Origin of the sequence: Leadbetterella sp. DM7, from assembly GCF_040829825.2 — a bacterium.
Taxonomy (GTDB): Bacteria; Bacteroidota; Bacteroidia; order Cytophagales; family Spirosomataceae; genus Leadbetterella.
Window position 1 is genome coordinate 177,819 of record NZ_JBFOLH020000001.1, and the last position, 23,714, is coordinate 201,532.

General features: G+C 51.3%; 21 protein-coding genes. 11 read left to right on the top strand and 10 right to left on the bottom strand.

The window, feature by feature from the left end; all coding sequences use genetic code 11:
- The first annotated feature begins 45 nt into the window (after positions 1-45).
- Complete coding sequence (locus AB2U10_RS00750; protein ID WP_367914309.1) at positions 46-2,175, top strand: peptidylprolyl isomerase; 2,130 nt, start codon at positions 46-48, stop codon at positions 2,173-2,175.
- A gap of 70 nt (positions 2,176-2,245) precedes the next feature.
- Here AB2U10_RS00750 and AB2U10_RS00755 read toward each other — a convergent pair whose 3' ends face one another.
- Genes AB2U10_RS00755 through AB2U10_RS00765 form a run of 3 tightly spaced genes read right to left on the bottom strand, consistent with a single transcriptional unit; the run spans position 2,246 to position 4,825 of the window.
- Complete coding sequence (locus AB2U10_RS00755) at positions 2,246-2,770, bottom strand: DUF4494 domain-containing protein (RefSeq protein WP_367914308.1); 525 nt, start codon at positions 2,768-2,770, stop codon at positions 2,246-2,248.
- Between the two features lie 13 nt (positions 2,771-2,783).
- Positions 2,784-3,689 (bottom strand): ROK family protein, encoded by a 906-nt coding sequence (locus AB2U10_RS00760; protein WP_367914307.1) that lies wholly within the window; start codon positions 3,687-3,689, stop codon positions 2,784-2,786.
- Positions 3,690-3,715: 26 nt separating this feature from the next.
- Positions 3,716-4,825, bottom strand: a complete 1,110-nt coding sequence (locus AB2U10_RS00765; protein ID WP_367914306.1) for a glycerate kinase family protein — start codon at positions 4,823-4,825, stop codon at positions 3,716-3,718.
- Positions 4,826-5,012: 187 nt separating this feature from the next.
- Between AB2U10_RS00765 and AB2U10_RS00770 the strand changes: the two genes are divergently transcribed.
- The 4 genes from AB2U10_RS00770 to frr all read left to right on the top strand — a co-directional run bounded on the left by AB2U10_RS00770 (position 5,013) and on the right by frr (position 8,172).
- Complete coding sequence (locus AB2U10_RS00770; protein ID WP_367914305.1) at positions 5,013-5,843, top strand: alpha/beta hydrolase; 831 nt, start codon at positions 5,013-5,015, stop codon at positions 5,841-5,843.
- A gap of 101 nt (positions 5,844-5,944) precedes the next feature.
- Complete coding sequence (locus tag AB2U10_RS00775) at positions 5,945-6,820, top strand: DMT family transporter (RefSeq protein WP_367914304.1); 876 nt, start codon at positions 5,945-5,947, stop codon at positions 6,818-6,820.
- Positions 6,821-6,870: 50 nt separating this feature from the next.
- On the top strand, positions 6,871-7,581 hold the full coding sequence (gene pyrH, locus AB2U10_RS00780; protein ID WP_367914303.1) for a UMP kinase: 711 nt from the start codon (positions 6,871-6,873) through the stop codon (positions 7,579-7,581).
- Between the two features lie 30 nt (positions 7,582-7,611).
- A complete protein-coding gene (gene frr, locus AB2U10_RS00785; protein WP_367914302.1) occupies positions 7,612-8,172 on the top strand; it encodes a ribosome recycling factor in 561 nt (186 codons plus the stop codon).
- 52 nt (positions 8,173-8,224) lie between these two features.
- On the opposite strand, the gene AB2U10_RS00790 is transcribed toward frr, so the two are convergent.
- From AB2U10_RS00790 to AB2U10_RS00815, 6 genes are all read right to left on the bottom strand, one after another.
- Positions 8,225-10,846: a TonB-dependent receptor gene (locus AB2U10_RS00790; RefSeq protein ID WP_367914301.1), complete on the bottom strand. Its 2,622-nt coding sequence runs from the start codon at positions 10,844-10,846 to the stop codon at positions 8,225-8,227.
- A gap of 121 nt (positions 10,847-10,967) precedes the next feature.
- Positions 10,968-12,179, bottom strand: a complete 1,212-nt coding sequence (locus AB2U10_RS00795; RefSeq protein ID WP_367914300.1) for a DUF3570 domain-containing protein — start codon at positions 12,177-12,179, stop codon at positions 10,968-10,970.
- A 16-nt stretch (positions 12,180-12,195) separates the two neighbouring features.
- Complete coding sequence (locus AB2U10_RS00800; protein ID WP_367914299.1) at positions 12,196-12,405, bottom strand: DUF4266 domain-containing protein; 210 nt, start codon at positions 12,403-12,405, stop codon at positions 12,196-12,198.
- Positions 12,402-13,286, bottom strand: coding sequence for an FAD:protein FMN transferase (locus tag AB2U10_RS00805; protein WP_367914298.1), 885 nt, complete (start codon positions 13,284-13,286; stop codon positions 12,402-12,404). Before AB2U10_RS00805 ends, AB2U10_RS00800 begins: the two co-directional genes overlap by 4 nt.
- A 27-nt stretch (positions 13,287-13,313) precedes the next feature.
- Positions 13,314-13,742 (bottom strand): thioredoxin family protein, encoded by a 429-nt coding sequence (locus tag AB2U10_RS00810; protein WP_367914297.1) that lies wholly within the window; start codon positions 13,740-13,742, stop codon positions 13,314-13,316.
- On the bottom strand, positions 13,735-14,259 hold the full coding sequence (locus AB2U10_RS00815; RefSeq protein WP_367914296.1) for a QcrA and Rieske domain-containing protein: 525 nt from the start codon (positions 14,257-14,259) through the stop codon (positions 13,735-13,737). The genes AB2U10_RS00810 and AB2U10_RS00815 overlap by 8 nt, the downstream gene beginning before the upstream one ends.
- Before the next feature lie 220 nt (positions 14,260-14,479).
- Between AB2U10_RS00815 and AB2U10_RS00820 the strand changes: the two genes are divergently transcribed.
- The 4 genes from AB2U10_RS00820 (at position 14,480) to AB2U10_RS00835 (ending at position 19,702) form a co-directional block, all read left to right on the top strand.
- Positions 14,480-15,229: a glycosyltransferase family 2 protein gene (locus AB2U10_RS00820; RefSeq protein WP_367914295.1), complete on the top strand. Its 750-nt coding sequence runs from the start codon at positions 14,480-14,482 to the stop codon at positions 15,227-15,229.
- 183 nt (positions 15,230-15,412) lie between these two features.
- The gene (locus tag AB2U10_RS00825) at positions 15,413-16,894 is read left to right on the top strand and encodes a DUF4301 family protein (RefSeq protein WP_367914294.1); all 1,482 of its coding nucleotides are present in this window, start codon (positions 15,413-15,415) and stop codon (positions 16,892-16,894) included.
- A 4-nt stretch (positions 16,895-16,898) separates the two neighbouring features.
- Complete coding sequence (locus tag AB2U10_RS00830) at positions 16,899-19,346, top strand: penicillin acylase family protein (protein WP_367914293.1); 2,448 nt, start codon at positions 16,899-16,901, stop codon at positions 19,344-19,346.
- Positions 19,346-19,702 carry a hypothetical protein gene (locus AB2U10_RS00835; RefSeq protein ID WP_367914292.1) on the top strand — a complete coding sequence of 119 codons (357 nt, stop codon included), beginning with the start codon at positions 19,346-19,348 and terminating at the stop codon, positions 19,700-19,702. Before AB2U10_RS00830 ends, AB2U10_RS00835 begins: the two co-directional genes overlap by 1 nt.
- A 94-nt stretch (positions 19,703-19,796) precedes the next feature.
- Here the strand turns inward: AB2U10_RS00835 and AB2U10_RS00840 are convergent, their stop codons facing one another.
- Positions 19,797-21,038: an ABC transporter permease gene (locus AB2U10_RS00840; RefSeq protein ID WP_367914291.1), complete on the bottom strand. Its 1,242-nt coding sequence runs from the start codon at positions 21,036-21,038 to the stop codon at positions 19,797-19,799.
- 124 nt (positions 21,039-21,162) lie between these two features.
- Between AB2U10_RS00840 and ggt the strand changes: the two genes are divergently transcribed.
- Both ggt and AB2U10_RS00850 read left to right on the top strand, forming a co-directional pair.
- Positions 21,163-22,938 (top strand): gamma-glutamyltransferase, encoded by a 1,776-nt coding sequence (gene ggt, locus AB2U10_RS00845; RefSeq protein WP_367914290.1) that lies wholly within the window; start codon positions 21,163-21,165, stop codon positions 22,936-22,938.
- Positions 22,939-23,008: 70 nt separating this feature from the next.
- Entirely contained in the window at positions 23,009-23,707 is a 699-nt protein-coding gene (locus AB2U10_RS00850) for a hypothetical protein (protein ID WP_367914289.1), read from the top strand.
- The last annotated feature ends 7 nt before the right edge of the window (positions 23,708-23,714 follow it).

Here is a 23,714-nt window from a genome sequence, read left to right on the forward strand (position 1 = left end):
TTAGGTAAATTATCTATCCGATAATCAGCATTTTTAAAACATATAATGGCAATAGTTAACAAAATCAGAGAGAAGTCAGGAATAGCAGTAGTAGTCATTGCAGTTGCGCTACTCCTATTTATTGTTGGAGGAGATTTCCTGGCGAGTTCAAAAAGAGGTGGGCTCTTTGGAAATAGCAACAGCGTGGGAGAAATCAACGGTACCACCATCGATTTTCAGCAATTTGCCGGCCTGACCGAAGCACAAAGAGTGCAATTCGAAGGATCTGCAGGCCGTTCGGCTACCGAACAGGAGCAGGCCCAGATCAGGGAGCAGGTATGGGAAAAACTTATTTTTAACTATGTTTATGCTGAGGCATTCGAGAAAATAGGGATCACTGTTTCAGACGATGAGCTGAGAGAAATGGTGCAGGGGCCCAAAAATATCCATCCGTTTGTGAAGCAGCAGTTCAGCGACCAGAACGGGAATTTTGATGCCACCACCCATGCCAATTTCATTGCCGCTTATGCCAATAACACCATGCCGGCCGAGCAGAGAGCCATGTGGGATAACTTTAAGCGTGAGCTCAGAGATGTCAGAATGAGAGAAAAATATGCCAACCTTCTGAACAGCTCCAGCTATATCACCAAAGCAGAGGCCAAAGCAGAATACGTAAATACTACAGAAAAAGCCAGCGGGAAATACCTCTATGTACCGTTCTACTCCATGGCAGATTCTACCGTAAAAATCTCTGACGGTGACATCAAAAATTACTACAGCAAGCACAAAGACCAGTTTAACCCGTACGACAGCCGGAGCCTTACCTACGTAACATTCAGCCTTCTGCCTACCCGTGAAGACAGTGTGGCGCTGATGAACGACCTGCGTGAGCTGGCCAAAGGAATGGCCGCCGCACCGGATCCTGTAGCGTATGCCAACGAAAACTCGGATATCAGAACACCCGGCGTACGTGCTGCCAACGAGCTCAGCCCTGAGCTGAAAGATGCATTGAACAATACCATAGTAGGCGCCCTGGTGGGTCCTTTCAAAGAAGGAACCACCTACGCCATTCACAAATACCTGGGTACTGAAACCGACGATAACTATACGGTACGCGCCAGCCATATCCTGTTCCGGGCTGACAGCACCATGACCGAAGAGCAACGCAATGAAGCCAGAACCAAAGCCCTTGAGGTGCTGAACATGGCTAAATCAGGAATAGACTTCAGCATGCTGGCCCGCCAGTACGGTAGCGACGGAACCGCCCAGACCGGCGGAGATCTCGGGTCTTTCCAAAACGACGGAAAGATGATCAAGCCGTTTGAAGATGCCGTATTCGGCTTCTCAGGAACCGGCGTGCTTCCTAACCTGGTTACCACCGACTTCGGATACCACATTATTAAAGTAACCGAGCCGAAATCGAACCTCAAATACAAGCTGGCTACCATTACCAAAGAGCTGCATGTGGGTGAAGAAGGTTCCAATGAAATATTCCAGAAAGCTTCAGAGCTGATGAACAGCGCCAGAACCATCAAAGAACTGGAAGAAGCCGCTAAAAAAGACAACTCGCTTACGGTATTTACCGCTGACAATATCCAGCCGGGAAGCCCTTACGTAAATACACTGAGAAACGCCAAAGAACTGGTGCAGTGGGCTTACGGCAAAGATGCCAAAGTAGGGAAAGTAGCTGACCGGGTATTTGTGCTGGAAGACAGCTACGTGGTAGCAGGCCTGAGAGCAGCCAGTGACAAAGACAGCCCTAAAGCAGAAGACTTCAAAGACCTGATCGCAGCCAGGCTCAGAAACGACAAGAAAGCTGAGCTGATCGCTAAAAAGCTGGGTGACGGTAAAGGCGACCTGTCACAAATTGCCGCTAAATACGGTGCAGGAGCCCTGGTGGAAGAAGTGGAAGACATCAGCCTCCAGACCGGTATGCTGAACAGCGCCGGCTTTGATCCTGTGGCTATCGGTAAGCTTTTCGGCTTAAAGCCCAATACCAGGAGCAAAGTATTCACCGGTGACTCGGGCGTATTCATCATGGAGAATACAGGCAAGACCACCGCTCCGCAAATTGCTGACTACAGCCAGTACAAAGGCATGATCCAGCAAAGAAGCATGGGCATGGGCGGTATGATCGGCGAAGAAATACTGAGAGCCAACGCGCACATAGAAGACAACCGCGCAAAGATGTTCTAAGCATCTTTCAACAACATAAAAAAGGCGGACCGGGTAACCCGGTCCGCCTTTTTTATACGCTATTCTTGTGCTATGCATCCGGCGCTGTATCCGGGTCTAACGTCTTCATAACCTCTGCCAGGGGCTTCATGCGTTCCGTAACCACCGGCACCGGCTCTTCCAGGTCATTATCCTCTTCATACGGGATCACGTCCAGGATCTTCGTAGCACCTATATCGGTAATGATATAATCCTGCACGGTACCCAGCTTGCTTTCCAGGATCGTATACGCATCTTTGATAGTATGAGCGTTCAGAAGAAAAGCATAAGGCACCTTTTTCTCCCGCTGGGTCTTCTCATCAAAAACAATATACGAAACCTTGCATTTGAACCAGATTTCTGAGCTGTTTTCCTCAAAATACACTTCGTTCAGCTTCATTTTGTTAAGCCCTGTCAGCTGAAAATCCGGAACTTCAGCCGCCAGATGCTGGTAAGCCCGGGCTTCCGCATCGGTATAAGACACGGCATCAAACAGGTAAACCTGGTTAATATTGCGTGCCACTCCTTTCTCATCTTCCTGTACAAATTTTATTTTTGCCTGAAACCAGGTTGCCATACTGATATTGTTTTTAATTTCTAACTAATTCAATTGCTCCGAAGACTCCCGCACTGTCTCCCAGCTTGGGTTTCAGGAAACGGGTCTCCACTTTTTTATTGTTAAAGATGTGCGCTTTCAGCTTTTCCGGTCCGTCGGTATACAGCTCTTCAATATGACTGACACCGCCGCCGAAAACAATCACATCCGGGTCCAGCACATTAACAATGTAGCTCACGGCCTTAGCGAAAGAATCGGTCAGGAAATGCACGGTCTGTGTGGCATACGGGTCTGACTGGTCCAGGTGGCGCCGGTAGATCTCTTTCAGGGGCAGCTTATTGCCCGAGAGCCGGCTGTAATATTTCTCAAGCGCCGGGCCCGCAAAAACGGTTTCATTGCACCCTCTTTTGCCGCAATAGCAGGGTTCTCCTTCCGGGTCAAAGGTATTATGCCCCCATTCACCCGCTATGCCGTGCTTGCCGTTCAGCACCTTCCCATTCACAACCACACCGCCGCCTACACCCGTACCCAGGATAACACCGAATACCACGTTGGCATCCATATCTTTTGCAGCACCTTCTGTAGCCTCTGCCAGGGCAAAACAATTGGCGTCATTGGCCAGCTCTATCCGTATCCTGAACAGGGCCTCCAGGTCTTTCTTCAGGTTTTTCCCGTTGATAGCCGTTGTGTTGCAGTTCTTCATGGTTTGCAAACCCGGATCCAGGGTACCCGGCGTACTGAAGCCAATGGCAGAAGGGCTCAGGCCCGTCTTCTTTTTCAGAATATCTATCAGGTGCGATATCTGTGAGAGAATGTGCTCATACCCCTGGTCGGCTTCGGTAGGAACCCGTTCCCTGGCCAGGATCTCATCGGTTTCACGGTCGATAACAATGCCTTCAATTTTGGTTCCGCCCAGGTCCACTCCCCAAAGATGCTTCATATTTTACTCGTTTTTAGTGGACGAAATTACGCATTAAAGTGTTTCTGCCCGAATTTATTTTCCAGAAACTTTGCCAGCTCTTTCCCCTTTTTTACCAATAGCTTTCCGGCATTCTGCATGGCTTCTTCTCGGGTAACCCAGTCCCCGGTGAGCGAGAGCTGCAGGAGTATTGAACCGGAACGCAGCGGCGCTTCCACCTGGCCGGCCACGATAATAAATTTGGGTTCGGCACCTAATGCCAGCACCCGTGATACCAGCTTCCCGTGGTGCGTCTGTCGGTCGATACGGCCTTCTCCGGTCACCACAATATCGGCAGAAGCCACCTTCCTTTCCAGGCCCGCCTCCCGGAAAAGAAGCGGGGTGGCAGGAACGATGTCTGCCCCCAGGAAAAGATGCAGGCCACCGGCCAGACCACCGGCTGCCCCTCCGCCCGGTATCCGGTTTACTGCCGCACCGGGAAATAACGCGGCAATATTCTTCATGCCGGCCTCCAGCAGCCTGCGCATGGCCGGGGTGGCTCCTTTTTGTGCGGCATACACGTGCGTGGCTCCGTTCGTTCCGTAAAAAACGTTGGTCACATCGGTAGCTACCGTTATAGCAGGAAGCCGCAACCCTTCAGGCCTGTTATACGAAGCAATATCTTTCAGGTTGCCGCCGGCCGGGACAATTTCCGTTCCGTTTCCGGAGAAAAAAGTAAATCCCAGTGCGTGCAGCGCTCCGAGGCCGGCATCGTTGGTAGCTGAACCGCCGGCAAAAATAACGATCCGGCGAAACCCCTTTCCTGCCGCCTTTTTAATATTCTCTCCCAGCCCGTATGTACTGGTCACCATCGGGTTATACTCTTCTTCTCTCAGGCGGGTAAGTCCGCAGGTAACGGCCATCTCCAGGTAGGCGGTATCTTCGTGGCCCAGGTAATATCCGCCCATCCTTCTTCCCAGCGGGTCGTGAGCCATAAACCGGTATTTTGTTTTTCCTGCTGCCAGCATTTCCAGTGAGCCCTCTCCGCCGTCAGCCACGGCCACTACCTCAACATCTGCGTCAGGATTTTGCGCACGAAGGCCCCTGGCCAGGTATTCCCCCACCTGCCTGGAGCTTAGCGTACCTTTGAAAGAGTCAGATGCCACCAGTATTTTCATAACCTGTAAAACAAAGGGTTTCCCGGTAACGTGTTCCGGGTTTCACAAGGTGAAATTAAAATAAATATCGACCCGTACCTGTTCCGGTAACAGATAAAAAGTTTACATTTGAATTATTAACCAATCGCACAGAACGGTCTTACAGCAGAAATGACCTTGTAAACCCCTCCTTCTGTGTTGAAAATGCATGATTGAAAAAAGTTTTTTCCTGGAGGCGTTTGACGGCCGGAAGATGTTTTTTAACCAGTGGACCAGCCATACCCCGGCAAAAGCCAGCCTTGTATTGATTCATGGAATGGGCGAGCACAGCGGCCGCTACCGGCACTTTGCAGAATATTTTACCGGGAATGGCGTAAACGTATACGCCGTAGATCTTTTCGGTCACGGCCGTACAGAAGGGACAAAAGGCCATACCCCCAGGATAGACGATTACCTCTGGCAGGTGGATTTCCTGGTAGGCATGATCGGGCAGCTGGGCCTGCCCCTGTTTATTTACGGACACAGCATGGGCGGCGGTGTGGTGCTCAACTATTTGTTTAAAAAGAACCCCCGGGTGGCAGGCGTAATTGTTTCGGCACCGGCCATTGAGCCCGGTTTTGAGATTTCCCGGAGCCGGATGACCGTAGGCCGTATAGGCCGTAAGCTGTTTCCTTCCCTGACCCAGAAAAACGGCCTCGATGTCAATGGGATCTCGCGTGACCCGGCGGTCATCAACGCCTATCATGCCGATCCCCTGGTGCACGATGTCATCTCTGCCGAAGTAGGCATGGGCGTGCTCGACTGGGGCAGATGGCTGGTTAACCTCCAGCGCGATGCCGTGGCTGTTTCCCTCCTTATCATGCACGGCGACAAAGATATGCTCACCAACCCCGATGCCAGCCGTAAGTTTGCAGCCAAGTTTATGAGCGGCGATGTTACCTTCAGGCTGTGGAAAGACTTCTTCCATGAGCTGCATAACGAACCCGGGAAAGAAGAGGTATTCCGCTATGTTTTGAACTGGATCATGGCCCGGCTGTAATCCTGGTATAATTTCAGGAAAATATTGAACTTTTAATTTCTTTCAGGCCGGATCCGGGCCTCAGGAAGAGAAATTATCCTACATTTCGGAAAAATTAAAGGGTGTCTCGTAAAAATCAATCCCTGGTCATATTGATCGTACTGGCGGTAGCATGGGGGCTGTCGTTTCTGTTTATAAAAAAACTGACCGCTGCCTTTTCCGGCATGGAGATCGGCGCAGGCAGGATTTTTGTGGCAGCGCTCTTTCTCCTCCCCTGGTCGGTTAAATACCGGGCTGATTTTCCCGTTCGCAAAGCCGTTCCCATTGCCCTCTCAGGACTTCTCGGCTATCTTTTACCCGCCCTTGTCTTCGGTACGGCAGGAAGCAGGATCAGCAGCTCGCTGTCGGGAACGCTGAACGCCACCACACCGGTTTTTGTACTCCTCGTAGGCTGGATCTTCTTCAGGAAACACATCTACCGGTACCAGTTTATCGGTATTTTTCTCGGTTTTATCGGGAGCCTGCTTCTGATATCAAGCGGTGAAGAGTTCTCTATTGACCTGAATAACCCCTATGCCCTGCTGGTGCTGGTGGCTACCATGATGTACGGAACCAACACCAACATCCTGAGTTATCACCTGACGGAAGTAAGACCCATTATCATCAGCTCATTTTCAATAGGCCTGATGGGGCTCCCGGCGCTGGGAATACTGGCTTTCACCGATTTCTTTCATAAGATATTCCTCCCCGAAAACACCGTCTATATCTTCTATTTCCTGGTACTGGGAGTAGTCAACTCAGGTCTCGCAGCCATTCTTTACAACTACCTTCTCAAAATCACCACCCCGGTTTTCGCCTCTTCCGTTACCTACCTCATCCCGGTAGTGGCCATGATTGCCGGTATAGCCGACGGCGAAAAGGTAGGCATCATTCACCTCTCGGGCATGCTGATCATTCTCTTCAGTATCTTTATCCTGAACAAGAAGGTTTCAAAGTAGTCTTTTAATTTGACGATTTAGAAATTATCTTTGTCAAAAAATAAAGTTTCATGTCTCTGAGATACAAAAGAATACTCCTGAAATTAAGCGGCGAAGCCCTCAACGGCGGAGATAAAAGCCAGATCATTAATCCCGACATCCTGGAAAGCTATGCCAAAGAGGTAGCTGAAGTGGTAAAAATAGGCTGCGAAGTAGCCATTGTGATCGGCGGCGGAAACATCTTCCGGGGTGCAGCCTCCAAATCAGGTATCGACCGTTCTCAGGGCGATTACATGGGCATGCTGGCCACCGTTATCAACGGCATGGCCATCCAGAGCGCCATGGAAGCAGAAGGCCTGAAAACCCGGCTGCTTTCAGCCATCAAAATGGAGCAGGTAGCAGAACCCTTTATCCGCAGAAGGGCCATCCGTCACCTTGAAAAAGGCCGGGTAGTGATCTTCGGGGCCGGTACCGGTAACCCTTACTTCTCTACTGACTCGGGAGGCGCCCTCAGGGCCATTGAAATCGGCGCGCAAATTCTCCTGAAAGGAACCAGCGTTGATGGCGTGTACAACGATGATCCGCGTAAAAACGCCGATGCCGTAAAATTTGACAGCATCGGCTTCGACGAGGTGATCGCCAAAGGCTTAAAGGTAATGGACATGACCGCTTTTACCTTATGCAAAGAAAACAAGCTACCGATCATCGTTTTTGACATGAACCAACCCGGCAACCTCCTGAAGGTGGTACAGGGCGAAGCAATAGGAACACTGGTAAATTAATTACGCTATACTTAACAGTTAATACAGAATATGGAGGAAATTGATTTAATTCTTGACATGGCCCAGGACGGGATGGACAGGGCGCTGAAGCACACACAGATAGAGTTAACCAAAATCAGGGCAGGAAGAGCCAGCGTGAATATGCTGGACGGTGTTATGGTGGAATACTACGGGGTAATGTCGCCCCTGGCACAGATCTCATCGGTAACCACCCCTGACGCCAGGACCATCCAGGTCAAGCCCTTTGAAAAAAAGATCATATCGGATATTGAAAGAGCCATCATCAATTCCAATGTAGGCTTAAACCCGGCTAACGACGGCGAGACCATCCGCCTCAATGTACCGCCTCTGACAGAAGACCGCAGGCGTGACCTGGTAAAGCGGGTAAAAAATGAAATTGAAATAGCAAAAGTAAATATCCGGAAAGTACGGCAGGAAATGAACGACGACCTGAAGAAGCTGAAAAACGACGGCGTGGCAGAAGATGCCATCAAAGGCGGCGAAGAGCGCGTTCAGAAGCTGACTAACCAGTTTATTGAAAAAATTGACCAGCTGATGGCGGCAAAAGAAGCCGATATCATGCAGGTGTAGCCAGATTCATCTGAACATAAAAAAGGGGGCCGCGGCCCCCTTTTTTATGCATTTATTCTTCATCACCGCCGCCTTTCGTATCGTCGTTGCTGATACCTCTCTTCTTCGATTGCACAAAGCGCATATTCCCCATTTTATACGAGAACGTAAGCCGGATATTCTGGTTGTACATATACGAGGTGCTGTTGGAAATGAACTGGCTGGTAGCCGAATTGTTTTTCATCTTTATTCCCCCGAAGAAATTATCGGCACCCAGTCCTATGCTGGCTGCTTTATTGATATCGTACCTGACGGCCAGCGCATAGTTAGGTACAGCTGCGCTTTCTCCCTGTAGCGATACCCGACGGCCTCTCCAGCCACCGTTGGCCTGCAGCGACCACTTATCGGCCAGCTTCAGGTTGGTAGACAAACGGGCGCTGACCACCACACCGTCGGTAGTTCTGTCTACCATGCGGTCGCCTTTGAACTCCTTACCCTCAATATTCACATAATACATGTCAAAATTCGTGGTAAACGACCAGTTCCGGTTGATCCCGATATTACCGAAGAAGTTTCCACCCAGTGTGGTCTCCTTCCCGATATTCTCAAAAGTGGTCACAATAGCAGAAGGATCCAGGTTTTGCAGCTCGGGGATCTGCGGGTAACGGGCCGCAGCCCCCTCGGCGGTCATGCTTACCCGTGTAATGTTGTTCCCGGAATACCGGCCGAACGTAGACAGGGTAAGGTAGGTACGCTGCCCGATAGATTTGCTCACGCTCAGCTCCACATTATGGGTTTTTTCCGGCACCAGGTCGGTAGTACCCATGCTGATGTTCAACGGGTCGGCCAGGTTGATATTCGGGTTAACCTGCCGTAGTCCCGGCCGCTGAATACGGTAGTTATAAGACAGCTTGGTTGTATAAGTACCGAAAGGCTTCGAAATATTCAGGCTGGGCACAAACACCGGGTATTCATCCTTAAAATACTGCTTCACCGGCACATCTGAACCGACCTGGTTGATGGTCTGGGTAGCATCCAGCGTAGTATACTCGAAACGTCCGCCGGCTTTCATGGTCAGCTTGCTGGCCGTAGAATAGGTATACGCTGCATAAGCCGCATAAATGCTCTGGTTATACTTCAGTCCTCCGCCCGGGTTCCGGGGATCTTCAGGCAGGTTGTCAAAATTATCTTTATCCTGGCTCACGGAAGACTCCGACAACAGGTAAAGGTACTTGCTGTCTATCGTCCGGCTCAGGCTCTTGGCCCCTACCTCCAGCTGCTGGTTTTTGCCGATCGACTTCAGGAAATCGGTCTGGAAGGCCAGCTCGCTGTTCATGTTGTCGTTGTCATTCCACTGCTTCTTGTAAATCGTATTCCCGTTAAGATAATTGGTGTAATTATCCGTCCTGTCTTTGCTCTGGCTGTACATGGCCGACACCGACCACTCGGTTCCCGGCTGGAATATCTTAACATAATCCAGCGTATAATCTATAGAGAGCCCCCTGTTAAGGGCATCCAGGTCGCGAAGCTCCTTCCTCAGGAGGGTCTGTGCATGGGTCAGTGAATCTCTCCCGAAATACGTGAAATTCTGGTCGTTGAAACGGTTAAAGGCCCGGGTTCCGAATGCTACCCCTCCGTAAAGGGTCTGGCCTTTGCCCAGGTCATAATCAAACCCGATATTGTATCTTCCGAACATGCCGTTATTGCGCCCTGTAGACAGCTGATCGGTGCGCAGCCCCGTCACCAGGTTTTCATTGAAGCTCTCGTTTTTAGACTTGTTGTAGTTCATCCGGCCGAATCCGCCGAAAGAAATACCCAGCTTACCGGTCCGGTAATTCCCGTTAAAGCCCAGGTTGGAAGCCCGGTTCCCCAAACCACCGTTCAGGTTCAGGTTCAGTCCCTGAAGGGTAGATTTCTTGGTAATGATATTAATGATACCGGCCGTTCCTTCGGCATCGTATTTGGCTGAGGGCGAAGTAATCACTTCCACTGACTTGATCAGCTCAGACGGGATCATCTTCAGGGCATCGGCAATGCTCGAAGCCACAATCGTAGACGGCTTATTATTGATCAGCACCTGGATATTCTCGCTACCCCGCAGCGACACGTTCCCGTCAAGGTCCACGCTTAGCATGGGTACGTTCTTCAGCACATCCGAAGCATCGCCGCCTGCAGCCGTCATATCTCTTTCGGCATTGTACACCAGGCGGTCTACTTTCTCCTCAATAACGGGTTTTTCACCGGTTACCACCACTCCTTCCAGCGTAATTGAGCTGGATTTCAGCTTGATAACGCCCAGGTCTACGTCTTTTCCCTTCTCTACTTTTATCTTTTCAATCTTCAGGGTCTCATACCCTACAAAAGAAACGGTCAGGTTATACGTACCCTCGGCTACCTTTTTCAGTTCAAACTTTCCTTTATCGTCAGCCATAGTGCCGTCAATGGCCCGTCCCGTGGCTGCATCCAGCAGGGCCACACTGGCAAACTCTACGGCAGTGGTCAGCTCCTGGTCCACAATATTCCCGCTGATCTTCGAGTTGCCCTTAGGCGCTACATCGAGGTTCAGCTCTGTGTTCTGCTGGCGGTTAGGCGGTACCCTTTCCTGGTTTCTGCCTCCGCCACCCGGAGGGCCCCATTGGGCAAAAGTGGAAGTGCTTATTAATATTCCTATAAGAATATGAATTTTCCGTGACATGATTATTGTATTGCTTTATTACCAAGAATTTTGACACAAAATAAGCACGCAGGTTTATTTGAAATGGCCTCGGATAGACCAAACCTCATTTTAAAGCGACCAATCCTACGGTTTTAATGACTCATCTGAACTGCACCGACAGCGATACAATATGGGCCTTCAGACCTGTTGACCGGCCGTAATATCCGTACCGCAACTCCATTGATTTCCAGCTGCTTACTCCCAATATACCGCCGGGGGTGGAAAACCGGAAGCCCAAACCGGCAAAATGGCTGGAAAATTTGGACAAATCAAAGTCGCTTGTATAGTATTCAGATACCGGCGAGCTTTCCCCGTAAGGAGCAAAATCATCAATTCCGGTCTGGGCGTTAAACCGGTAATGCGGCGTAACCGAAAAGAAAGGACTCACCTTAAACACGGTCTCCAGGCTGGCTGTATGAGCCGTCATGCCCCAGTCATCGGCATAAAAACGGTAAAAGCTGCGCAGTACCAGCCTGTCTCCCGCAAAATAATTGGCCCGGATACTGGCCGGAAGCTTCATTCTTTTGCCGGGCAGCTTTTCTACCCGGAGAGAATTATCGTTGAAATATACCCGGTGAAAAGGCGTGCTGAGCAGCCCTTCCTGGTAAGAGGGATCTACCATCAGCATCAGCTGGAGATCAGGGTTGATCACCCGTGAATAACCGAAGCTCAGGTTATACGAATTCCGGGGCTTGTAGGGAATACCCTTTGAATCTTCGCGGGCACCGGTAGGATAGCCCTCCGGGCGCAGCTCGGCCGGCAGGATGATCTTCCAGGTATCCAGAAAAACATTCAGCCGGGCGGTAAACTCCGAGTTATTGTCCGGGGCTGTCTTGGTATAAAACAAGCCGCCGCCATACGACTTATAATCAAACTCCGTAGAATACGCCGCGCTTAAGCCGAACGTATGGCCCGTCTTTTCATTCTTACGGCTCCATACCAGCGACGGGTAAAAATGTTCGTCGGTCCGGGAAGCCGAAGAAACCGTAGCGGGATCAATCTGGTCAGAAGACGCCGAAGTATACTTTTCAATGGAAGCATCCAGCGTGAACGAGTTTTTCCGGCTTTTCCGGTCCAGCATCGAAAAAGTAACGTTAAAGCCGCCCCCCACGTCTGTCAGCTTCTCAGAACCCGTTCCGCCGGTAACCGCTGCGTTGTTCCCCGTCTGGGAATAATAAGAAGAAACAAAATTCGCCTCTTCAAAAGTAAGCTTCCGCACGGGAGAAGTCAAGGTATCGGCAACTCCCTGGGCCTTCAGGGAAGAAGTCCAGAGAAAGGCAAGAAGCCCTGCTGACAGTACGAGTTTTTTCATAAGGTATACAATTAGCTCAGTTACATCCGCAGCCGCCGCCGCTTTTCCCGCCATTCGCCCCTCCGGCCCCTTCCCGGTACAAATAAAAGCTGCTTTCAAACTTTTCCACGTTCCGGTTGGAAAGGGTCATTTCGGCGTCATTGATCTTACTTTTCTGGTATTCTTTGACCGGTACACACGAAAACGTGCTCCATGCCGCCAGTAAAAAGAAAATAAGCTGTTTCATGCGCAAAGGTTTTTAGAAGTGAACAGGCGGTTATCGTCGTCAATAATAATACAGGCTATATCTTTCATCTGGTTAATGAGGTCCAGGCTTTCGTCAACACCCAGTACAGCCAGCGGCGTAGCCATGGCATCGGCCAGCTCGGCATAGGGGCAGATCACCGTTACACTCTTAATGCCTGACACCGGCAGGCCTGTGCGCGGGTTGATGGTATGAGAATACCTTTTCCCGTCAATCACCGTATACTTCTCGTAAGTTCCCGAGGTAGCCACCGCCATTTCTCCTACTTCCAGCTCGGAGAACGGGAAGGCCGGAGCATCAGGATCAGCCACGGAGATCGTCCAGGGCCGGCCGTTGCATGTACCCCAGGTCTTCAGGTCGCCGCTGGCATTGACCACCCCGTTGCTCACGCCCAGCTCTTTCAGCAGCCGGCTGGCACGGTCGGCCGCATACCCTTTTCCTATCCCGCCGAAGCCGATACGCATGCCTTTCTCTTTCAGGAAGACCGTTTGGCGGGTATCGTCGAGCACAATGTTCCGGTAATTGATCAGCCGGAGGTTCCGGAGGGCCTCGGCCGTGGGCAGGGCTGTCAGGGTCTGATCAAAATTCCACAATCTCTTGTCTATTGAGCCGTAAGAAAGGTCAAAAGCACCCCTTGTCAGGTCAGAAATGCCCCGGGCGCGTTTCACCAGGTAAAAAAACTCTTCCGGAACTTCCACCGGCTGCACACCCGCCTGTGCATTCACACGGCTGGTCATGCTGCTGTCTGAAAAAGTGGTCAAAAGCCTTTCTATCCGCGATATCTCTTCCACCGCCCGGTCGATCTTCTCCGCCGCCGCCGCTTCCGAATCCTCATCAATGCTGATGACGAAGCGGTTGCCCATAAGCTTTAATTTCCTCGACCAGAACATTTACCGATACGATTGAATGGTTTTGATCATCTGTTCCGTGGTCAGGTCTTTCGGGTAGCCCTCCCACATACGAAGTACCTTCCCCTCGGGCGAAAGCAATAACGTAAGCGGGAATTTCCCTGCCGGGTTATACTTCTCCGCCAGCGACTCGTTGTATTTTACCTGCTCTTTCGGCAGCTGGTTCTTTTTCTGGCGGGGAAAATCCGCCCGCACCAGCTCCAGCCCCGTATCGGCAAACCGTTTGAACTCTTCCGACTCAAAAACCTCTTTTTTCAGAAGTATGCAGGGGCCGCACCAGTCAGAGCCCGAAAAATTCAGGATCACCAGCTTGTGGGCCGGGCCGGCATCTGCCAGCGCCTTTTCCAGGTTATTTCCCCATCCGCCTGAAAGCCAGAAAAAACCCAGCAGAACGGTAATGATGCTATTCATAAATGACAATGGTTTGGCCGTCAAAGGCGGTTTTATATACTTTAATCCCCCTGGCACCGTAATCGTTGAGGCCGGCACCGGTCATGGAATACCGGGCACCGTGCTGCGGACAATACCACTCCCCGTTACGATAGGTCACCGTGCGGTTGTTCTCGTGTGAGCATACCACTGTGGCCGCTATATAGCGCCCCTCGCGTGACAGCGCCAGCACAAACGTATTGCCCACCACCACGTAATTGTTACGGATCAGCAGCCGGGCATACAAGGCATTGGTCACATCTACCCGGTACAGGAAATCAATGCCTTCCAGCTCTTCGGTGCTCACCAGGAAGCTTTCATCGGGGCCGCCTCCTTCCGTGCCTCCACCCACCAACGTGCCGTCAGGGTTCATAAAAGAGCCGTCGGGGTTCCGGGTCAGTGCTTCCACATAGCTGTCTTCTTCCTTCACGCAGGAAAGAAGGGCAAAGAGTGCCCCGCCGGTAAAGCCACATGATTTCAGAAACTCGTATCGGGTCATAAGCATGGGTGTATTTACTTAATAGTACGAAAAAATACCGGAATTGTTGACTTCTTCCGGCCTTTTCTTTCTATCCTGCAGACCCTGAGCCGGCAGGATGATCAAAAATAGAGCTTTCCGTTTAATTATTCAAACCCGGTATGCAGGGTAAACGAAATAAGCCCCGCCCGTACGGAAGTTGCGGAAAGGTGTGTTAATTTTGTTTTTTTATTGCCGGTCTATGAAAATAAGCATCGTAACGGTCTGCTATAACGCCGTAAAAACCATTGAGCAAACCATTCAGAGCGTTCTGGCCCAATCGTATCCCCATGTGGAGTATATTGTGGTGGATGGCGGCTCGCGCGACGGCACCGTAGCGATCCTCGAGAAATACAAAGACCGGTTGCGCTACATTTCAGAAAAAGACGAAGGAATATACGACGCCATGAACAAAGGCGTACGCATGGCTCAGGGAGAAGTGGTCGGCATTATCGGAGCCGATGATTTTTACCCCGATTCCGAAGTGCTGACCCGGGTAGCAGAAGCCTTCAGCCGCAACCCTACCGACTCGGCCTACGGCGATGTCAAATTTGTGGACCCCGAAGATACCACCCGGGTGGTGCGCTTCTGGAAAGACAAAACCTACAACCGGGAAAACTGGCTGAAAGGGTGGATGCCCCCCCATATTGCCTTCTATCTCAAAAAACCAGCCTACGAAAAATACGGCCTGTACAAAACCGGGTTTACCTGCGCAGGCGACTACGAGCTGATGCTGCGCATGCTGTACAAAAACAACCTGAGCAGCCAGCATATCCCGGCCACCCTCATGACCATGCGGGTAGGCGGCACCAGCAGCGCCTCGCTCCGGCACCGGTACATTGCCAACCGCGAAGACCGCAAGGCCTGGAAGATCAATGACCTGCAGCCCAGGTGGTATACCCTCTGGATGAAACCGCTTGGCAAGATCGGGCAGCTTTTTGCACGCGGATAACTGTTTTCTGCCCCGCAAATAACTTCAATATCCCCGGACTTCCGTACGGGGAACGGGCGTTCCTGCCCCTGAAAATATCCCCCGGATCACCCGTCCCGGTACATTTTTTTAATATTTCTTTTAAATTTTGCGGTTTTAATAAGTTTTTACATAAATTGGTTTTCTTAATCCGAAATTAACCCGATGAGTTTTACAGAAAAAGACCTTAAACAGATAAAAGACCGCAATAGCGATCTCCTGACCATCCAGAACCAGATTGAAAACTTCAAAACGGGTTTCCCGTTTATCAATGCCGTGAAGGCGGCTACCATTGGCGACGGCATCATCCGGCTTCCGGAAGAAGAGCTCAATAACTACATCCGGTTATTTGATGCTCAGGCGCCCAAAAAGAGCCTGGTGAAATTTGTCCCGGCCTCTGGTGCGGCCAGCCGGATGTTCAAAGCCCTTTACGCCGCCAAAGAAGAAGGGAAAACCGACAAATCAGTGGAACAGTTTGATAAAGAGATCGGGAAGTTCGCCTTCTACAGCAGCCTTTCCCGTCACCTGCAGGAGCACTCGCTGCAGCACAAGCTGGAAGCCCTGCTGGGTAAAAACGGGCTGGATTACGGCAATCTGCCTAAAGGGCTGCTCGAGTTCCACCTTTATCCCGACGGAGCCCGCACGGCCCTGGAAGAACACCTCGTGGAAGGCGCTCTGTATGCCAATAACAAAGGAAAAGTAAGGCTGCATTTTACGGTTTCGCCCGAGCACAAGCGCAAATTCAAAGCTCTTATTAACCAGGTAAAGAGCCGTTACGAAGAAAAATTCGGTGTTAAATACAACATCACCTTCTCCGAGCAGAAGCCCTCTACCGACACCATAGCCGTAGACCTCGAAAACAATCCTTTTCGCGACGGTTCCGGCAAGCTGCTTTTCAGGCCGGCAGGCCACGGGGCGCTCCTCGAAAACCTGGACGACATTAAAGCAGACGTCATCTTTATTAAAAACATCGATAACGTAGTCCCCGATCACCTGAAAGAAGAGACCATCCGCTATAAAAAAGCATTGGCCGGCCTGCTTCTCGACTACCAGAAAAAAATATTCTACTTCATCAAACGCCTGGAAAAACCCGATCCCAGCGTTTTCATGATCAATAAAGCCGCCCGTTTCCTGAAAAATGAGCTGAACGTAGACCCGCCCAAAGGTTTCAGGCTCTGGCCCGCTGAAGAAAAGCTGAAATTTGTACTGGCCAAGCTGAAGCGCCCGCTGCGGGTATGCGGCATGGTAAAAAATGTGGGAGAACCCGGCGGAGGCCCTTTCTGGGTAGCCAATGAAGACGGCTCGGTTTCGCTCCAGGTGGTTGAATCGGCCCAGTTTGACATGGCAAATAAAAAGCAGAAAGCCATCTTTGAAAACGCTACCCACTTTAACCCGGTAGATCTCATCTGCTCTTTCCGCGATCACCGGAAAGAATATTACCCGTTACCCGGATTCCGGGACGATAAAACCGGCTTTATCACCGAAAAATCACAAAGCGGCAAGACCCTCAAAGCCCAGGAGCTGCCCGGCCTCTGGAACGGGGCCATGGCCGACTGGAATACCTTGTTTGTAGAGGTTCCGTTGATTACCTTTAACCCGGTAAAAACCGTAAACGACCTGTTGCGAAAAGAACATCAACCCGAATAACCGTATGAAGTTTATTAAATTTCTGTGGAGTCCGCTGGTCGCCATAGCACTGATTTACTTTTTTAACAAGCCCCTGGGCAGCGTTCCGCCCCTGGGGAAATTTTTCAGCCCTTTTCACGGTTTTCTTCAGAATACCACCCAGGAGGAAGACCTTTCGGAAGAAATCTTCCTGAAAGGTGTAAATGAACCCGTAAAAGTAGTGTATGACAGCAACTACGTACCCCATGTTTTTGCCGCCAATGAAGACGACCTGTACTTTACACAGGGCTATCTTGTGGCCAAAGACCGGCTTTGGCAGATGGAGTTCTATACCCTGGTTTCTTCCGGCCGCCTGACCGAAGTAGTAGGCGAAACCGCCTTTGAGTTTGACCGCTATAACCGGCGCCTGGGCATGGCCCGTGCCGCCGAGGAAATCGTGGAAAACCAGAAAAAGGACGAAAAAGCCTGGCGTATACTCACGGCCTATGCCGCCGGTGTGAATACCTATATTTCCCAGCTGAATTATAAAAAATTACCTGTGGAATATAAGATCCTGGGCTACGAACCCGAAGAATGGACTCCCCTGAAGACCATCCTGATGCTCATGAACATGCGCCAGACCTTAAACGGCCAGAGCGACGACTTCCGGCTGACCAATGTGCTGGCCCAATACGGCATGGAGACCGTGAACGACCTCTTCCCCGACTATCCTTCGGTAGAGTCGCCCATCATTCCCTCAGGTACCCCGTGGAACTTCACACCGGAAAAGGTGAAAGTTCCCGAAGTGACGCTTCCCCCGCTGCAGAAAGAGCTGCTCAGCCAGTACATCACCCGGCCCGATCCGGGCATCGGGTCCAACAACTGGGCCATCAGCGGAAGCAAATCGGCCACAGGCCTGCCTATCCTGGCCAATGACCCGCATCTGGGGCTCAGCCTGCCTTCCATCTGGTACCAGATGCAGCTCTCGGCTCCCGGGGTTAATGTATACGGTGTGGCGCTGCCCGGTTGCCCCGGTATCGTCATCGGCTTCAACAAAGACGTGGCCTGGGGCGTAACAAACGTGGGAAGCGACGTCATGGATTTCTACCAGATCCGGTTCAAAGACAGCTCCAAAAAAGAATACTGGCACGACAACCAGTGGAAGCCCACCAAAATTTATATCGAAGAATTCCGGTTTAAAAACGGGAAAGTGGTGCAGGATACCCTGGTTTATACCCACCACGGCCCGGTAGTATACAACGAGGATAAAAAAGACAATTACGGAAAAAATGCTCCTGCCGGGCATGCCATGAAATGGATAGCCCATTATACGGCAGGCTCCGACCTGTCTACGTTCCTGGCCCTGAACCGTGCGCATAATTACGACGATTACCGGAAAGCCCTGGCCGTTTATTCGGCCCCGGCCCAGAACTTTATCTTTGCCAGCAACGGGAACGACATTGCCATAACCGTAAACGGCAAGCTGCCCCTGAAATGGAAAGACCAGGGAAAATTCATCCTGGACGGCACCAACCCCGAACACGACTGGCAGGGGTATATTCCGTACGAGCAAAACCCTACAGTGAAAAACCCGCCCCGCGGTTTTGTAAGCTCGGCCAACCAGTTTTCTACCGATCCTACCTACCCGTATTACCTGGGCTGGCGATTTGCCCCGGCTTACCGCGGACGCCGGATCAATGACCGGCTGACCCATCTTACCAACGCCAATGCCGACAGCCTGAGGAGCATTCAGAACGATAACTACAACCTGATGGCCGAAAGGATATTGCCTTCGCTGATCCCGGTGCTCGAAAAGCACTCTACCCCGGATATGCTGCCTTCCATAAAGCTTCTGAAAGAATGGAACAGGCAGAATACCGCCACTTCCGTAGCCGCCACTATCTTTGAAACCTGGGCGGCAGAACTGACCCGGTGGATCTGGGACGATGAATTTCCGGCAGAGAAAAATATGCTGTACCCGTCGAATGACCGGACAGCCCAGCTGGTCACCACTGAGCCGGCCGGCCGGTGGTTTGACAACATCAATACCGCAGATACGGTGGAAACCTACGACTACATCGTTCTGGGCAGCTTCAAGGCCTCGCTCGACTCGCTTACCCGGCATCACGGCACCATGAATAAAGAAAACTGGGCCTGGTACAAAGTTAAAAATACCAGCATCAATCACCTCGTACCTGCCTTTAAAAGCTTCAGCCGGGCTACCATTAAAAACGGGGGCGGAAGCCAGATCGTCAATGCCTCTACCTCTCGCACCGGGCCTTCCTGGCGAATGGTGGTTGAGCTCGACAAAGAATGGCCCCGCGCCTACGGACTATACCCCGGCGGGCAGTCCGGAAGGCCGTCAAGCAAATACTACGATAACATGATTGACGACTGGGCAGAGGGTAAGCTGAACCCGCTGATCTTTATGAAGACCAAAGATGAAAAAATCAGCAAGCATCTCAAAAATGTGATTATTAACCCGAAGAAGTGATGTTGTACTTACTCATTATAATTTTAGGAGCCGTCGGCTCCCTTGTGGGGCCCTGGTGGGTGCTGCCCCTGGTAGCCTGCCTGATCTGCGCGTTGAAAGCCAAAACCACCCGGCAGGCGTTCTGGGTGTCTGCAGCAGCCGGGGTGACCCTCTGGACAGGCTATTCGCTTATCCTGGCCTTCTCAGGAAAAGAAAACCTGGTCGATAAGATCGGCGCCCTCTTTACGGGCGACAATGCCCTGCTGGCCTATGTGCCCAGCCTGGCGCTCATCCTGACCATTGTTACCCTCGTAGCCGGTCTGACCACGGGCTTTGCCGGCCTGGCAGGCAGGCATCTCCGGATGATGTTCAGCTAACCCCGGCAGGGAGGCACCGGTAAAACGCGAACGGGTAAGAGGCACATAATTTTAGCAATGCCTCTTACCCGTCCGCGTTCTGTTTCCCGGTATTCTACTTGGCCCGGATAGCAATCACAGGATCCATATTGGCTGCCTGGAACGCCGGTATCAGCCCCGCTACCACACCGATAACGCTGGAGATTACCAGGCCGAAGATCATATTCGACGGCGTAAGAACAATATCCATGGTTCCCAGCTGGATAAAGCTGGCCATATACACCAGCAACAAGCCGATCAGCCCGCCCAGCAGGCATAAAAACACGGCCTCAAACAGGAACTGGAACAAAATGAAAAAATTCTTGGCCCCCAGCGACTTCTGGATACCAATGATATTGGTACGCTCCTTCACCGACACAAACATAATATTGGCTATACCGAAGCCGCCGATCAGGAGGGCAAACAAACCGATCACGAAGCCGCCCGTACGGATAGACGAGAAAATAGTGGTCATAAAATTCACCAGCGCATCGGGCCGGTTCAGTGCAAAATTGTCGTCGGCCAGGGGTTTCAGTCCTCTCAGCGTACGCATTTGCCCTTTCACCTCGCTCTCCAGGGTCTCCAGTCCGCCATCCACATCCCTGGCCTTCACCTGTATGGTTCCCGTCAGGTTTCCCGAGCTGAACATCCGCTTATGCTTCAGGAAAGGAATAAATATCTTGTCGTCGGGGTTTCCACCCACATCCAGCATCTGCTTACCCTTCTTCTCCACCACGCCTATCACCGTAAAATTTTCTCCCTTTACCTTAATTCGCTGGTTGATCGGGTCTTCATCTCCAAAGAGCGTTTCTGCTACGCTGGCGCCCAGGATGGCCACCGGCCGGGCCGCGTCTGTCTCCTGCTCCAGGAAATAACGCCCTTTTTCGATCGGGGTTTCGTTGATCAGGTCGTATTCAAAGGATACGCCCTGCACCAGGCTGCTGAAGCTGTTGCTTTTTCGTTTGGCAATGGCCGAATTCCACGACATAATGGTAATGGCATCGGCCTCTTTCAGGGTATTCTTCAGGCTCCTGAACTCCCGGTAAGTAGGTTGGGGCCGCATAAAATACTTCCACCAGGGGTATTCCGACTCACCGATGCCCCAGGGAAACTTCTCGATGTAAATCGACTGGCTACCGATAGAGCTCAGGCCGGCTTTCACATTGGTTTCCAGCGAGTCTACCATGGTATACACCCCGATAATCGAAAAAATACCCACCGTAACCCCCAGGAGAGAAAGCACCGTGCGCAAAATATTAGAGCGCAGGGCCTGCCAGGCAAAACGGAAACTTTCAAGTGTAAGCCGTAAAAAAAGCATTTACCTATATTTTTATTGTAAAAGTCATTAAAAAATATGTAGTTTCAAGCCTTATTTTTACCAAATATACTTTTAGAACAAACCAACGGTCAATTTTAGGGATTGGCGGAAAAACCTGGAACCAATGAAAACCGGATTCTCATTTATTGTATTTAGTTTGCTTACGCTGTTACTGGTCGGATCATGTAAAAATGCGCCCCGGAAAGAGCCTTCAAAAGACCTCTTCACCCTGTTTGTGGAAGACCCCGACGCCCGCCCGTTCTACTCCGATAAGCAAGGGGTATTCGGGAAAAACGGCATGGTGGCCTCCGCCCACGAAGAAGCCTCAAAAGCCGGCCTGGAGATTCTGCAGGCAGGAGGCAATGCCGTTGATGCCGCCATCGCTACCCATTACGCCCTCGCAGTGGTTTTCCCCTTTGCCGGTAACCTGGGCGGCGGCGGTTTTGCCGTGATCCGTGAGCACAGCGGGAAATACCATTCCATTGATTTCCGGGAAAAAGCCCCCCTGGCAGCTCACCGCGACATGTACCTTGACAAAGACGGGAATGTTATAGAAGGCCTCAGCCTGAAAGGACATCTCGCCAGCGGGGTGCCCGGATCGGTAGACGGCACCGTGGAAATGCACAGCAGGCTGGGAAAAATAGCCTGGGAAAAGATTCTCGGCCCGGCCATCCGGCTGGCAGAAGAAGGCGTTATCCTTACCGAAAGAGAAGCCCGCGGGCTCAACAGCTACAAAAAGACTTTCCTGGAAGTAAACGGCCCTCAGCTTACCTATTTCATCAAACCCGACGGTACCGAGTGGAAAAAAGGTGACCTACTGGTGCAGAAAGACCTGGCCGAATGCCTGAAAAGAATCCGGGATAAAGGCCGGGAAGGATTTTACAGCGGCAAAACCGCTGATCTTTTGGTTGCCGAAATGAAAAAAGGCGGCGGCATCATCACCCACGAAGACCTCAAACAATACAAATCAGCCTGGCGCAAGCCCCTGGTATCCGACTACCGCGGCCACAAAGTAGTCTCCATGGCCCCTTCTTCCAGCGGCGGGGTCGCCCTCATCCAGATGCTTAAGCTGGTAGAACAATACCCGCTGCAGCAATGGGGATGGAACTCGGAAAAAACAGCCCAGGTAATGATTGAAGCGGAAAGAAGGGTTTACGCCGACCGCGCAAAGTGGATGGGAGACACCGATTTCATTGATATCCCCCTGGACAAGCTGATCTCGGCCGCTTACCTGAAAGAACGCTGGAAAGACTTTAATCCCGAAGTAGCCTCCAAAAGCTCCGATATCCGGGCCGGTGATATCCCCGGGTATGAATCGATGGAAACCACCCATTTTTCTGTAGTAGACAAGGAAGGAAATGCCGTTTCACTGACCACCACCATTAACGGGGCCTACGGGTCTAAAGTCATTGTAGAAGGCGGCGGCTTCCTGATGAACAATGAAATGGACGATTTCTCTATCAAAGCCGGGGTGCCCAACATGTTCGGGCTGATCGGTAACAAAGCCAATGAAATTGCCCCCGGCAAGCGTATGCTGAGCTGTATGACACCCACCATCATTGAGAAAAACGGCAAGCTCTTCATGGTGGTAGGCACACCGGGCGGAAGCACCATCATGACCTCCATTTTCCAGACCATTCTCAACGTGATCGATCACAAGATGACCATGCAGCAATCGGTGAATGCGCTGAAATTTCACCACCAGTGGCTTCCTGATCGTACAGTATTTGAAAAAGGGGCTTTTTCAGATAAAACCCTTGCTGAGCTTCGTAAAAAAGGATACGTCATGGATCCTCAAAACGGTACGCTCGGCCGGATGGACTGTATCCTGGTATATCCCGACGGCCGCCTGGAAGGAGCCTCCGATCCGCGGGCAGATAATACGAGTGTGGGATATTGATTCCCGCACCCGTTCCAACCTTTTCAGCCGTATCCGGGTCTCTGTAATATACTAATCAAACAAAATATATATGAGAAAAGTTATTGCAGTAGTTGGGGTGATGTGGTGTATGGCATGTAAGAACGATGCTGATGTCAACCGTATGTCGATAATTATTGACCACAGCTTTAACTCTTCCACTACCGACTGGATCGGCGGGTTTGCCGATTACCCCGAAGGCGTGGAAGAAGACTGGGGATTATCCGTAACCCACTCCTTTCTGCCCTCACCGTTGGATACCACCAAAAAAGCAGTACGGATTTCCGGTAACAATCACAGTGACGACCTTTTCATGTACCTGACCCGGAAAGTCAGCATGGGCCTGCCCAACCAGGTATACAAGGGCACGTTTACCGTACAGTTTGCCACCAACGCCGCTGAAGGCTCAGTGGGCGTGGGCGGCTCGCCCGCACACAGCGTGTATATGGGAGTAGGCCTGGCTTCTGAAGAACCCAAAAAAGTACTGGATCCTGCAGACGGCCATTACCGGATGAACATTTCCAAAATACAGCAGGCCACTGACGGTGACGACATGAAGGTGATCGGTAACATTTCCAACGGGAAATCCGTTCCCGAATATACCCTGGTTACCCGCTCGGGCGAATTCACCGGCAAAACCGATAAAGACGGTAACCTGTGGATCATAGTGGGTACCGACTCGGGCTTTGAAGCAGCTACCACGCTGTATTATACCCGCATCCGGGTAGAGCTGGCAACGGCCATCGAATAAATTACAG